The organism is Halpernia sp. GG3, from assembly GCF_052976925.2.
In genome coordinates, this window is sequence record NZ_JBRIIR020000010.1 from 61,637 (window position 1) to 75,227 (window position 13,591).

At 32.0% G+C, this 13,591-nt stretch carries 15 protein-coding genes and 2 pseudogenes; 11 read left to right on the forward strand and 6 right to left on the reverse strand.

Annotated elements, in window-relative coordinates; all coding sequences use genetic code 11:
* The 3 genes from ACVBED_RS04705 to ACVBED_RS04715 form a co-directional block, all read right to left on the reverse strand.
* Nucleotides 1–432: a DUF2141 domain-containing protein gene (locus tag ACVBED_RS04705; RefSeq protein ID WP_473094578.1), complete on the reverse strand. Its 432-nt coding sequence runs from the start codon at nucleotides 430–432 to the stop codon at nucleotides 1–3.
* 201 nt (nucleotides 433–633) lie between these two features.
* Nucleotides 634–1,437, reverse strand: a complete 804-nt coding sequence (locus ACVBED_RS04710) for an enoyl-ACP reductase FabI (protein WP_473094579.1) — start codon at nucleotides 1,435–1,437, stop codon at nucleotides 634–636.
* Between the two features lie 96 nt (nucleotides 1,438–1,533).
* Nucleotides 1,534–1,833, reverse strand: a complete 300-nt coding sequence (locus tag ACVBED_RS04715) for a hypothetical protein (RefSeq protein ID WP_447118944.1) — start codon at nucleotides 1,831–1,833, stop codon at nucleotides 1,534–1,536.
* A 122-nt stretch (nucleotides 1,834–1,955) separates the two neighbouring features.
* Between ACVBED_RS04715 and ACVBED_RS04720 the strand changes: the two are divergent.
* Nucleotides 1,956–2,515, forward strand: a pseudogene (locus tag ACVBED_RS04720) (DNA-3-methyladenine glycosylase I).
* Nucleotides 2,516–2,713: 198 nt separating this feature from the next.
* Here ACVBED_RS04720 and ACVBED_RS04725 read toward each other — a convergent pair.
* On the reverse strand, nucleotides 2,714–3,568 hold the full coding sequence (locus ACVBED_RS04725; RefSeq protein WP_473094580.1) for a nucleoside phosphorylase: 855 nt from the start codon (nucleotides 3,566–3,568) through the stop codon (nucleotides 2,714–2,716).
* Between the two features lie 67 nt (nucleotides 3,569–3,635).
* Nucleotides 3,636–3,959, reverse strand: a complete 324-nt coding sequence (locus ACVBED_RS04730) for a translation initiation factor (protein WP_473094692.1) — start codon at nucleotides 3,957–3,959, stop codon at nucleotides 3,636–3,638.
* An 81-nt stretch (nucleotides 3,960–4,040) separates the two neighbouring features.
* On the opposite strand from ACVBED_RS04730, the gene ACVBED_RS04735 reads away from it, so the two are divergent.
* Together ACVBED_RS04735 and ACVBED_RS04740 are read left to right on the forward strand one after the other, a co-directional pair.
* Nucleotides 4,041–5,120, forward strand: a complete 1,080-nt coding sequence (locus ACVBED_RS04735; protein WP_473094693.1) for a pseudouridine synthase — start codon at nucleotides 4,041–4,043, stop codon at nucleotides 5,118–5,120.
* Nucleotides 5,121–5,124: 4 nt separating this feature from the next.
* Nucleotides 5,125–6,441 (forward strand): TlpA family protein disulfide reductase, encoded by a 1,317-nt coding sequence (locus ACVBED_RS04740; protein ID WP_473094581.1) that lies wholly within the window; start codon nucleotides 5,125–5,127, stop codon nucleotides 6,439–6,441.
* Nucleotides 6,442–6,443: 2 nt separating this feature from the next.
* On the opposite strand, the gene pncA is transcribed toward ACVBED_RS04740, so the two are convergent.
* The gene (gene pncA / locus ACVBED_RS04745) at nucleotides 6,444–7,049 is read right to left on the reverse strand and encodes a bifunctional nicotinamidase/pyrazinamidase (RefSeq protein WP_473094582.1); all 606 of its coding nucleotides are present in this window, start codon (nucleotides 7,047–7,049) and stop codon (nucleotides 6,444–6,446) included.
* A gap of 110 nt (nucleotides 7,050–7,159) precedes the next feature.
* On the opposite strand from pncA, the gene ACVBED_RS04750 reads away from it, so the two are divergent.
* The 8 genes and pseudogenes from ACVBED_RS04750 (at nucleotide 7,160) to ACVBED_RS04785 (ending at nucleotide 13,502) form a co-directional block, all read left to right on the forward strand.
* Nucleotides 7,160–7,699 carry a YfiT family bacillithiol transferase gene (locus ACVBED_RS04750; RefSeq protein WP_473094583.1) on the forward strand — a complete coding sequence of 180 codons (540 nt, stop codon included), beginning with the start codon at nucleotides 7,160–7,162 and terminating at the stop codon, nucleotides 7,697–7,699.
* Nucleotides 7,700–7,895: 196 nt separating this feature from the next.
* On the forward strand, nucleotides 7,896–8,291 hold the full coding sequence (gene ytxJ, locus ACVBED_RS04755; protein ID WP_473094584.1) for a bacillithiol system redox-active protein YtxJ: 396 nt from the start codon (nucleotides 7,896–7,898) through the stop codon (nucleotides 8,289–8,291).
* 1 nt (nucleotide 8,292) lies between these two features.
* Nucleotides 8,293–8,868: a Crp/Fnr family transcriptional regulator gene (locus ACVBED_RS04760; RefSeq protein ID WP_473094585.1), complete on the forward strand. Its 576-nt coding sequence runs from the start codon at nucleotides 8,293–8,295 to the stop codon at nucleotides 8,866–8,868.
* Nucleotides 8,869–8,936: 68 nt separating this feature from the next.
* Entirely contained in the window at nucleotides 8,937–9,314 is a 378-nt protein-coding gene (locus tag ACVBED_RS04765; RefSeq protein ID WP_473094586.1) for an HYC_CC_PP family protein, read from the forward strand.
* Between the two features lie 96 nt (nucleotides 9,315–9,410).
* Nucleotides 9,411–9,881, forward strand: coding sequence for a DUF3347 domain-containing protein (locus ACVBED_RS04770; protein ID WP_447118962.1), 471 nt, complete (start codon nucleotides 9,411–9,413; stop codon nucleotides 9,879–9,881).
* A 530-nt stretch (nucleotides 9,882–10,411) separates the two neighbouring features.
* Nucleotides 10,412–10,546, forward strand: coding sequence for a heme-binding domain-containing protein (locus tag ACVBED_RS04775; protein WP_473094694.1), 135 nt, complete (start codon nucleotides 10,412–10,414; stop codon nucleotides 10,544–10,546).
* Between the two features lie 50 nt (nucleotides 10,547–10,596).
* Nucleotides 10,597–11,071 (forward strand): annotated as a pseudogene (locus ACVBED_RS04780) (DUF305 domain-containing protein).
* Nucleotides 11,072–11,159: 88 nt separating this feature from the next.
* Complete coding sequence (locus ACVBED_RS04785; RefSeq protein WP_473094695.1) at nucleotides 11,160–13,502, forward strand: multicopper oxidase domain-containing protein; 2,343 nt, start codon at nucleotides 11,160–11,162, stop codon at nucleotides 13,500–13,502.
* The last annotated feature ends 89 nt before the right edge of the window (nucleotides 13,503–13,591 follow it).

Sequence of the window (13,591 nt, forward strand, 5' to 3'; positions counted from 1 at the left end):
TTAATTAATTAATTTGATCGTAATTTTTTTATCTGAATCCAGACTAAATTCTGTATCGCTAAATTTTGGTCTGGAAATAATTGGTTTAAAATTATTTGAAAAACCGTATGCTTCTTTAGGGATACCTAGCAAATTTGTATTAAATTTTTCATCAGAATTTTCATCATGGAAAACAGCTACGGCGTATTTACCGTCTGGTAAATCTTTGAATTCACAGTGAACAGTTGATCCGTTCACTTTTATGGTCTTAGTTTTATATTCTTTACCCTTAATTAAAAATCCATTTTCAGAATTAAAAATTCCTATTGCAACAGAACCTTTAAGATTTTTAATATTGGATACATCAATTTCTAGATCGTGCTTTTTACTTATAGGCGGCGTGGAGGTCAATCCAGATAGGAGCACGCTTGCTAAAAGTGTTTCAAATTTCATAATATCATTTTTATAAATGACATGGTTTATTTAGTCAACTAACCATACCCAAAAATGATGCTAGAATTATAAAACAGCGAAAATTTTAGATAAATTATTATTTTAAAAATGAAATTTATATATCACTGATGCAATATTATTTATTTCAGCAAAAAAAAAGCGCCAATTAAAGGGCGCTTTTTATTATAAAAATTTATACTGTTAATCAAATCTATCGACTACTTTTTGTGTCACACCGCTGGTACTAAATCCTCCGTCATGAAAAAGATTTTGCATGGTCACTTTTTTTGTAAGATCAGAAAACATAGCAATACAATAATTAGCGCAGTCGCCGGCATCAGCATTTCCAAGCGGTGACATTGCTTCTGCGTAACCAAGAAAACCACCAAAACCTTTCACACCACTTCCCGCAGTAGTAACTGTGGGAGATTGCGAAATTGTATTAACACGTACCTTTTTTTCACCCCAATAGTATCCAAAACTTCGGGCTATACTTTCTAGGTAAGCTTTATTATCTGCCATATCATTATAATCCGGGAAAGTTCTTTGAGCAGCAATATAGGTCAGCGCCAGAATAGAACCCCATTCATTCATGCAATCTTTCTGATACGCGACACGCATTACCTTATGGAAAGAAACTGCAGACACGTCCCAGCCTTTTTCTAGCCAGTCATAATTCATATCTGTGTAATGTTTTCCTTTACGAACATTTACTGACATCCCAATTGAATGCAAGATAAAGTCTAATTTTCCAAATTTAGCGATGGCGGCATCAAATAATTTTTCCAGGTCTTCTAAGGAAGTAGCATCAGCTCCCATTACGTCGGAACCTGTACTTTTTGCCAGAGCATCCATTTCTCCCATCCGCATTGCAATTGGTGCATTTGATAAAATAAACTCAGCACCTTCCTCATGGCATCTTTCTGCAACCTTCCAAGCAATAGACTGGCTATTCAGCGCACCAAATATAATTCCCTTTTTTCCTTTTAATATTCCGTTAGACATGTTTCTTTGTTTTCTACAAATTTAAATTATTTTATCATTTAAACATAAAAAAAGGAATCAAATTTCTTTGATTCCATCATTTTATTACTTGTTTTACTAATTAGTTGATTTCTTCGCAGAAGCTTCAGCATCTACTCCAGCATCTTTTGTCTTTTCCCATGCCTCACTTGCTGCATCTTTAGTTGCATCCCATGCGTCAGAGACATTATGTTTTGCTCTTTCCAACCAACCTTCATGAGTTGCTTCTCGATCATTACTTCTTTCTTCATTTATGTAATCCTTCGCTTTTTGTGCATAATCCTGCACATTCCATTTTACCTTATCTGCCGCATTTTTGATCCCATCCTTCGTGTTATCTACAGCGTTCTCTGCTTTATTGTAATCTTGATTGTCCATAATAATTTTTTTTGTTTAGATTTAATATTTCGATAAAATTTATTATTCAAATGGTATTCCACAAAATGTTAAGTGATCGTTAAAATTTAAAATTTATATTTTTGTTTTAAATAAATTAAAAAATGGAAAAAATACGATGCGGCTGGTGTGAAAAAGATGATCTATATAGAAATTACCATGATGAAGAATGGGGAAAGCCGACTTATGATGATAAGGTTTTCTTTGAATTTTTATTATTGGAAAGTTTTCAGGCAGGCTTAAGTTGGTATACGATTCTGAAAAAAAGAGAGAATTTTAAGTTGGCTTTTGATAATTACGATTATAAAATGATAGCAAATTACAAACAGTCAAAGATTGATGATTTACTTAAAAACGAAGGTATTATCAGAAATAAATTAAAAATAGCTGCTACGATTAGTAATGCGCAAAATTTTCAAGAAATCCAGAAAGAGTTTGGTAGCTTCTCAAATTATATCTGGAATTTCGTCGCTGGAAAACTGAATATCAGACAATCCAAAGTAACTTTAAAATAAAAGTAGCTGCAACTACAGAAGTTTCAGATCTTATCTCAAAAGATCTGAAGAAGAGAGGATTTAAATTTCTTGGTTCTACTGTCGTTTATGCTTTTATGCAGGCAACCGGGTTGGTAAATGATCATTTGGAAGATTGTATTTCAAAATAAAAAAACCGACTGAAAAGCCGGTTTATATACTCATTTTCTGAATTTTTCTATTAACGATCGTATTATAAAAACAATTCCCAAAGCTAAAAGGAAACCCCTGATAAAAAGTAAAATTCCGCCCTCAGCAAAATAAAATAATACGAAACTTAGAAGTAAAGCTGCAACTCCAATCAATAATTTAATGTTGTTGTTCATTTTTTATTTAATAATCCTTTCTAAAACCCATTCAATCATCATTTTTTCGGCTTTTTGATGGTCTGCAGAAAATTCTCCGCGACGTCTGTTTGCAATGACGCAGGCAATAGTTGTGGCTTCATGTCCTAATAATTTAGATAAACCGTAAATTGCTGAAGTTTCCATTTCGAAATTAGAGATCCCAAGGTCATTTAATTGTTCCAAAAATTGATCATCAAGAGATTTTAAACGAAGTTGTCTACCTTGTGGCGCATAAAAACCTGGAAAAGTCGCTGTATTTCCGATATATTTTGCGTCTTTAAAAAGTTCAGCGTTTTTCTTAGACCAATCGGAAAAATAGAGCATGTCTTTAATTTTTCCATATGGAAATCCAGCCAAGAATTTTTTTGAAAATTCATTCTCAAAATGATAATCTGGATAAAAGTGAAGAAGGCCGTCTAGACCAACAACATTTTCCGTGATCATTAAATTATCAACTTCGATATCTGGATTAACGCTACCACAAGTTCCTAAGCGAAATAGATTTAAGCTTTTATGTTCACTTTTAATTTCTTTTTTCTTTAGATCAATATTAACTAAAGCATCAAGTTCGTTCATCACGATATCTATATTCCCGGTACTAATTCCCGTGGACATAACCGTGATTCTTTCACCTCTCAGAGTTCCAGTTTCAGTGTAAAACTCACGTTTATTTTTCTTTACTTCTACAGTATCAAAATATTTGGACACTTTCGGTACACGATCAGGATCACCTACTAAAATGATTTTTTCAGCCAGATCTTCCGGTAAAATATTAAGGTGATAGACACTTCCATCTGGGTTTAAAACCAATTCAGATGCTGCTAATTTATTTATCATAGTTTTTAAATTGTAATAAAGTTTAAGGTAAAATACTTAAAGGTCGGGAAAAATAATTTAAGATCTATCAACCGCCAACCCGTTTCGTTTTATATCCCATTTCCTGAAGAATTAGCATTATTTTGTCTCGGTTATCGCCTTGTATAATAATGATTCCGTCTTTTTCCGATCCTCCAATACCCAGATTTATTTTAATTTTCTTAGAGATTTTTTTTAACTCTTCAGCACTTCCTTCCAAACCTTCTATTAGTGTAACGGGTTTACCATGGCGTCCTTTTTTCTCAAATTTACAGACAAGCGGTTCTTTCTGAACAAATTTTTCCTGAGGCATTTTAAATTCTTTTTCCTCATGCTCTGGAAATAAATTTTTTAGTTGATCTCTTAAATCCATCATATTTTAGGGTTGAAAAATGTAAATTTAGTGATAAAAAATATCGTGGCGAAATCCGTACATTTGCAAAAATATTCAGACATGAGCAGAGAACGTAAAACAGGATCAAATAACCGAAAACCAGCATCAACTTCAAAACCAAAATCTTCGGAACGTTCTTCGAAACCTAAGTTTGAAAAAAAAATTGAAAAGAGAGAGCCAAGAATTTTAAACAATTCCGAAGTTAACTCTTTTGAAAAATCTTTCACCGCGAAACCCAGCAGATCTGCGGGAAAAAGAGTGGGAAAAACTTTTGACAGCAGTTCAAAATTTGAAAAAGGTGATTATAAAGCTGGACCAAAAAAAGTTTTCAAAAATTTCGATAAGAATTTTGGTAAGGATATGACCGCTGAAAAAACAAAATCTTTTGTCCTAAAAAGAAGATTTGATAAAATTGCTAATGAAACACCAAAGGAGACGATCCGTCTGAATAAATATATTGCCAATTCCGGAATTTGTAGCAGGAGAGAGGCGGACACATTAATTACGCAAGGTTTAGTGGAAGTTAATGGAAAGGTGACTACAGAAATGGGCTATCAAGTTGAAAAAACCGACAGAGTGGTTTTCGATGGAAACAGTATTATTCCAGAAAAACCTGTTTACGTTTTATTAAATAAACCAAAAGGGTATATTTCCACAACAAAAGATGAGAAAGCGAGAAAAACGGTAATGGATTTGGTTGCAAATGCCTCGCCCTACAGAACTTTCCCCGTGGGAAGACTGGACCGCCAAACAACTGGTGTCATTTTGTTGACAAATGATGGTCATATCACAAAAAAACTTACACATCCATCATTTAATTTAAAGAAAATATATCATGTTACTCTTGATCGGAAACTAACAAATGCAGACTTACAGCAAATAAAAGACGGCGTGAGATTAGAAGAAGGAATCGCGGAAGTAGACAGCGTTTCTTTCATTGAAGGTAAACCTAAAAATGAAATTGGTATAGAACTTCATATCGGTTGGAATCGCGTTGTACGCAGAATTTTTAGGAAATTGGGTTACGAAGTTGATATTTTAGACCGCGTTATGTTTGCAGGATTAACAAAGAAAAATATCAAACGCGGCCATTGGAGAATTTTAACAGAACTTGAAGTAAATACTCTAAAAATGCTTTAGTCAAATGAAAAAACTGTTCAGCCTTGTCCTATTATTTTCTTTCTTTTTTGCCTTTACACAGAAGGATGTAAAAAAAATTAGTAATTCAGAAAAGTATGGATATAAAATTACAATTGTAGTTGTAAATGCAAAACCAACAAGTATTTACTTAAGGTTTTTTAAAGGAAGTTCTAAGTCCACTTCAATTTTAGACAGTGCGAAAATTGATAAATCAAAACAAGAAATAGTTTTTAAGAAAACGGGCGATATTGTTAATTTTCCTGTCCTACTTTCTGCAAAAGATGAAAATAATAGCATCATGTTGTTTTTAAAAAATGGCATCAATGTTAACCTAAATCTGAACGGTAATAATTTGCAAGATATTGTTGTAAATGACGCTCTAAACAGGGATTTTATAACATATCAAAAAGAAAAAAATCCAATAAATAAAATCATTTTAGCTCAAAAAATGTTGTCAATTTATCAAGATGATGGAATTGCAGCTTTTTTTAATTTTGAATTGATCCGACTTCAGGCTACTGACAAAAGTAAACTAGATTTAGCAGTCACAAACGCAGAAAAAACTGTAAATTTTTCTGATAAAGTTATACCTCTTCTGCCAAATTCTTATGGTTTTTTGAATGCTTATTTTAATAATTCAATTAATTATTTGACCGCAATAGATTTGGTATTAAAAAATTTGGACTGTGAAAATCCGGGTTTCAAATTTTATATTGAATGGATCATGAAAAATCTAGAATATAGAACGTCAATTGCGGAAAATACACAAGATGCTTATAAATATTTGATGAAAAATTACATCAGTAAGGGAGACTGTCAACCTGATCTTATACGTGATTTCGCAAAAATCAATTTTTTGATCAAAGAATACGAGACTTTACCGTTAGGACAACCACTTCCAGATTTTAGTTTAAGAGATATTTCTGGTAAAATTTACGATTTTAATCAATATTTAGCAAACCATAAAAATATTACTTTAATGATATTTTTTGATCCAAATTGTGAACATTGCATAGAAAGCGTCCCCAAAGAAGTACAGCAGGTTGACGATCTAGAAAAGAAATTAAATATAAAATTTAATAAAGTTGCTGTTCTTTATATTGGTGTGGAAAGTGAATGGCAAAGGTTTATTACAAAGAGCCATTTACAAAACTGGTTTAATATTATTTCGTCAGAAAAAGGCAAAAGAATTTCCGAACTGATACCAATTACGGGAACGCCTGCTTTCTTCATTCTTGACAAAAATGGCAACCTTCTGGTAAAAAGTTTTAATGAGAAAATTCTGCGTGACGCAGTTAAAAATCAAAAAAACACTAACTAATACTATCCTAAGATCGTCACGCTCTTTTCTAACATTTCATAAACTGCATTTTTAGCACTATCGGGTTTTATATTAACTGGTTTTGTTCCATTAAAATGCAGACAGGTTATAAATCCATTTTTAACAGCGTCCAGACAAGTAAATTTCACACAGTAATCCAATGCTAAACCAGCAATTTCCACCAACTGTATTTCATGGTATTTCAAAAAATCTACTAAGTCAGTTTTTACAAAATGATTATTGTCCTGAAATCCGCTGTAGCTGTCAAATTCCAAATTTTGACCTTTTTGTGTAATATGGGTTACTTTTTCCCGGTTTAAATCTTCGTGAAATTCTGCACCAAAAGTGTTTTGAACACAATGATCTGGCCACATAAACTGTGGAATTCCATTTAAAATAATGGTATCGCCAACTTTCTGTCCATTATTACTTGCAAAACTTTTATGATTTGCGGAATGCCAATCTTGCGTTAATATAATTTGATCATAGTCATTTTCTTCCATTAATTGATTTACATATGGAATTATAGAGTTTGCTTCTGGAACAGCTAAAGCGCCATTTTCACAAAAATCATTCTGAATATCTACAATTATTAGGGCTTTTTTCATTTCAAATTTTTTACTAAATTAATCTAAATTGTATTAATTTTACAAGGCAGGAATTTCAAAATAACAGCCAAGTATACCAATCAGCCAAATCGTCAAAATTTAGAAATATTATGGACAATTTAGAAGAAAAAAAATATCCGATCGGAAAATTTCATTCACCAGATAAAATCTCGGATGAAGATATTGCTCATCACATAAAAATTTTAAAAGACTTTCCAAAAAAGCTAAAACATTTAGTGGAAAATCTTACAGATAACCAGTTAGATACACCTTACCGACAAGGTGGTTGGAAAATTCGGCAGGTAATTCACCATCTTGCAGACAGTCACATGAATAGTTTTATACGATTTAAGTTGGCTTTAACGGAAGATAATCCAACAATAAAGAATTATGATGAAGCGCAATGGGCGGAGTTACAAGACAGTTTTAGCATGAACATAGATTCTTCTTTAAAAATATTAGACGGTTTACATAAAAGATGGGTTTACGAGTTAAAGTGTTTAACTAATAGAGAGTTTGAGCATACATTTTATCATCCCGAAAAAGATCGGGAAATTTCTTTAAAAGAAAATTTACTGCTTTATTCCTGGCATTGTAAACACCATTATGCCCACATAAAAAATTTACTAAAAGAAAAAGGTTGGCATTAATCAAAATATTTTTCGCAGATTATTAAAAAATTAAATTGGAGCAATAGTAGCACAATTTTTGAGTCTAAATTTAGTTATAAGATAGAGAAAACATCCGAATTTAAATTACTAAGTCACACATTACTAAAATAACTTAAACAGTAGGAAAATTAAATCTAATTCCTTAAATTGGTAAATTAAAATTAAAATTAAAAACATGGGCTTTTTAGATCAGTTCTTTGGAAATAGCGAGACTTCGGAAAACGAAAAAACATCTTGGGAAAATATAGAAAGTATTGAAGAATACCGCCACGCGATTGATAAATCTTTTGAAAAACCAGTTTTATTTTTCAAGCATTCTACAACTTGTTTCATTAGTAAGGCTGTTAAGAAAAATTTAGAAAAACAAATTAATGATTCTTCAGATAAAAGTAAAGTAGATTTATTTTATTTGGATCTGTTACACTTCCGACCTATTTCAAATTTAATGGCAAATGATTTAAACGTCGCACATCAAAGTCCACAAGCGATTTTGATAAAAAATGGCGACGTGAAATATAGCGCATCCCATGAGAATATCGATTTTGAAAATGTGCTGCAAGCTTTAAAATAATTTGGAAAATTTTCATAATTATTTAATTAACGTTCTAGCTGTTCCAGCTGAAAACTCGCCGGTTTGTCAACAATTTTATTCAGAAAAAAGAATTGAAAAAGGCGATTTTTTACTTCGTGCAGGTGAAACTTGTAGCGATACTTTTTTTGTTGAGAAAGGTTTGCTTCGCATGTTTTCAATCGATAAAAATGGAAAAGAGCATATTATCCAATTTGCGCCAGAAAGTTGGATCATTACGGATAGAACGAGTCAACTTTTTAAAGAAGAATCTTCCTACTACATAGATGCGGTAGAAAAAAGTGAAGTAGCAGTTTTACCACCAGATTTTTTCTTTAATATATTTAAAAATAATCCTGAAGTATCTGGAAATAATTTTAAGTTAATGAGTAATCACATTCGAGCGTTGCAAAAAAGAATTAACCAATTACTAGGTGCAACGGCAGAAGAGCGTTATTTGGATTTTTTAAAAACTTACCCAAATGTTTTCCAACGCGTGCCGCAGTGGATGGTTGCATCTTATTTAGGAATTACACCAGAAAGTTTAAGTAGAGTAAGAAAAAACTTAGGTAATAAATAAACTTTTGGCATCATTTTTTCGTCTCTGTTTTAATAATAATATTTGAATACCTTCGTAAAAATATTTCTTTGAAAAAGTTTTTAATCATAATGCTTACTATATTCTATTCTGGAACTTCTTCCGGAATGGTTTACAAGTTACACCAATGCTTAGAAAATAGTTCAATTTTTGCTGGTAATTCTGATCAAACTTGTAATTTTTGTAAGACTAAAAAGAAAAAAGATTGCTGTAAAACGCAGTTTAAAATTGTAAAAATAAGTCCCTCACACAAAACTGATTTACTTAAGATTGATTTCTTAATATACTTAGGAGCTATTCCTAAAACAGATTTCTTAGATCCTGTCATAAAAATATTTTCTGCGAATGATTCTTCAGTTCGCATAAATGTACCACCCAATACTTGGAAAGTTGCGCTTTTCATTAGAGATTGTAATTTTAGAATTTAGAATAATTAGTATCCTTATTATCTAAAGGACACAAAACTGCGTCTCGGAATTAAATTTCCGGCAAATAATTATTTAAAAAATCTAAAATTTATTACAATGAAAAAATTAATTTTCACCACACTATTCACAGTGTTATCTATTTTCACAGTTTCTGCGCAAAAAAATGACGAAACGGTTACCAAACTTTTTCAAAATTATCTAAGTATTAAAAATGCTTTGGTTTTGGACAATTCAGATGGCGCTTCAAAATCGGCTAATGAATTTATTAAATCTGCATCGATGATTGATATGAAAGTGCTTTCTGAAGGAAATTTAAATCTACTTAAGAAAGATGCTTCACAAATTGCAGACAGTAGAAGTATTGATTCGCAAAGAGAAATTTTTGGACATTTGTCGCAAAATATGATTGCGTTAACCAAGGACTTTAAGTTAGCTGATAAATCTGTATTTGTAATGTACTGCCCTATGGCAGACGCAAGCTGGTTAAGCTCAGAAAAAGTTATTAAAAATCCTTTCTACGGCAGTTCAATGATTTCTTGCGGCAGTGTGAAATCTGAAATTAAATAGCAGTGAAAAGATTAATTTTAGCAGCTGGATTATTTTTAAGTTTTATTTCTTGGAAAGTATGTCATCGCTATTTTGGCTGACATTAAAGAGAATTCAGAAAGTGCAAACGATATTGCACATCAGAGAGAAAACTTTGAGATACTGAGCAAAGATTTTCAAGACTTAATTGTTATAAAACCTTATGCTAAAAAAAGAAATCAGCAATCCTTAAAATAATACAATGAAAACTTGTGGCGAAATGAAACAAGTAATCGCAGTAAAATGAAAAAGTTGGAATTCGTTTTAATCTTTTTAGGATTATTTCTGATTTCTTTATAATTTATTCCATTTTCATTTAAAAATAGTGGCGTTGCAGCACACAGTTTTCAGAAAAAATTAAATGTACCGCCGCTAATTTTAAATTAATTAAGGACATCTTGTTTTGACTGTCATAGTAATCAAAAGAATTATTCGGTTTATTCCCGGTTGAAATCATTCAATTTTTAATTAAATAGTCACATTAAAGATGGAAAAAAAAAAATTTTGATGAAATTTCAAATTATTCTAACCCAAAATTAAGTACAAAATTAGATGAAGTAATTTCTCAGTTAGAAAAGATGGAAATGCCTTTAAGCAGTTATAAGATAGTACATCAGGACGCGAAATCATCAAATTTTCAAAACTAAAATTAATTGAATAGTTTACAAAAGAAACAGTGCAACTTAAAAATTAAAAAATGAATACTCAAACCGAAAATATAAACAAAGCAAATAATCCATATCCGAAGTTTTTTTTTATGCTCACCGCGTCCTTCGTGATCATGTATGTGGTGATGTACTTAAATACTTATAAACTTGATCATGTTTATTTTAGCCTGACCAGATTTTATATGACTTGTTTAATGATTGCCTGTATGGCGCTCTTAATGCTGGCTTTTATACTAAAAATGTATCAAAATAAAAAAATAATATTACAATTGTTATTGGAAGTTTAGTTTTATTTTTTATATCCTTATTTTTAGTACGAACCCAAAGTCCCATTATTGGTGATGTTCTATGGATGAAAGCGATGATTCCGCATCATTCAATTGCGATTTTAACAGGTGAACGCGCAGATATAAAAGATCCAGAAGTAAAAAAATAGCAAATAACATTATTACCGCTCAGAAAAAAGAAATTCTTGAGATGAAGGTGATAATTAAAAGATTATAAAATGAAAAACAAAAATATAATAAAATTTGTCTTTGTATTAATGACATTTTTTTCAATTAAAGGATTTTCTCAAAATATGGACATGAAAATGTCGGATAAGAATGAGATGAAATCTGACAAAGATGGTACCATTTCCTTTGGTGGAAAGACTGTTCGATATGATCTTTACGCCAAAGACACTTTAGTTAATTTTAGCGGAAAACCTGCCAGAGCAATAGCCATCAATGGAAAACTTCAAGCGCCTACTTTATATTTTACGGAAGGTGACACTGCAGAGATCTATCTGCATAATATGCTGAAAGAAAATACAGGTTTACACTGGCACGGTGTTATTTTACCAAATGAGATGGATGGTGTCCCATATTTAACGACTAAAGAAATTAAACCAGGCGAAACGCATCTGTATAAATTTAAAATTTCTCAAAATGGCACTTATTGGTATCATTCTCACGAGGGAACTCAGGAGCAGATTGGGATGAACGGCGTTTTGGTTTTCAAAAAAAGGGAAAGTCAGCCCGATCAGAAATTTGCTGCAGACATTCCTGTTCTTTTAGGAGAGTGGACAGATGAGAATCCAGAGCAGATCATGCGAAGACTGCACATGGATAATACGGAGTGGTGGAAAATTAAAAAAAAGACAACTCAAAGTTATTTTGAAGCCTTAAAAACAGGAAATGTTGGAGCGAAACTTCTCAATGAATGGAAAAGAATGGAGGCGATGGATGTGAGCGATGTTTATTATAATAATTTTTTAATAAATGGTAAAGTTTCGTCTGACTATTCTAATTTAAAAGCGGGGGATAAAGTTCATTTAAGAGTTGTAAACGGCGGTTCGTCAACTTATTTTTGGTTAAATTTTGGCGGTGGGAAAATTACGGTTATTGGAAATGATGGCAATGAAGTTGTTCCGGTAGACGTGGATAGGTTAATTGTGGGTGTTTCTGAAACTTATGATATTGAAGTTACTATTCCGGAAAATAAAAGTTTTGAATTTCGCGCTACATCAGAAGACAGACAAGGTCATGCTTCACTTTTTTTAGGTTCAGGTGAAAAAGTGAGTGCACCAAATCTACCCAGATTAAATCTTTTCGAAGGTATGAAAATGATGAACGGCATGATGAAAGTGAGTGGCAATATGAAACCTATGAGTATGAAAATGGGAAATCAGGTGATGGATATGAATGAAGTGATGTATCCTGAAATATCTGACAGCCAAAAAATGGCAACCATGAAACATATGCAGGAAATGATGGGAACAAAATCTATGAAATTAGATAATAGTAAAATGGACATGAAGATGGATCATGGCACGATGGACATGCAAATGGATGGAATGAAAATGGATTCTGCGGTGAAAATAAATCACAGCAAGAAAGAAATGAAGTCTGATGCGAAAATGAATGGATTGGTAATGAGCTCTGAACAAAAACCCATTAAACGGTTAACTTACAACATGCTGAAATCAACGGAGAAAACCATTTTGCCGGAAGATAATGTGAAAGTACTGAACTTCACCTTAGAAGGAAATATGCGAAATTATCTGTGGACCTTGGATAATAAAACTGTTGCCGAAAGTGATAAAATTTTAATTAAAAAAGGTCAGGTTGTAAGAATTGTGATGTACAATAATTCTATGATGCGCCATCCAATGCACCTTCACGGTCATGATTTTAGATTGATTAATTCTAAAGGGGAATACTCACCAATGAAAACTGTGGTAGATATTGCACCGATGGAAACTGATACTATTGAGTTTGCTGCCAACCAAGACGGCGACTGGTTTTTTCACTGTCATATTCTCTATCATATGATGGCAGGAATGGGACGCGTATTTAGTTATGAAAACTCAGCGCCAAATCCACAATTACCCGATAAAGAAATGTCGTATCAAATGTTTAAAAAAATGAACAGTATGGTAAATACCAAAGCCATGCTTGATGTTACCTCAAATAAACTTCATTTTGAAAATATGACAATGATCGGTCCACGCTGGATTAACATAAATGAATTACATTCTAATTATAGTTTTATGCATTATGAAGGTAGCGTCAAAATTGGACGATATTTAGGGAAATACCAATGGGCATTACCTTATGTAGGTTTTAGAACTTACAAAACACACGATATGGCGCAAACTTGGTTTGGCCAAAATATAAAACCGAAAAATCAAAATGTGGCGATTGTTGGTATGAAATATATTCTTCCGCTTTTAGTTGTGGCAGATGCAAATGTTGACCAAAATGGAAAAGTACGTTTTGAATTAAGTAGAGAAGGTATTCCCATTTCACCTAGAATTCGCGGGAGTTTTGCAGTGAACTCTGATAAAGAATTTGATTTTGGCTTAAAATATATTCTGCAAAAATGGGTTGCAGTTTCAACTAATTATGACAGCGAATACGGTTTTGGAGCTGGTTTAACTTTTATGTATTAATTTAAGATTTAAATACAAAGTTAAAATGATATAACTAGTTTCAAACTTTAAGTTTTTTCAAATTTGAAGATTTCATTCTTAACAACACA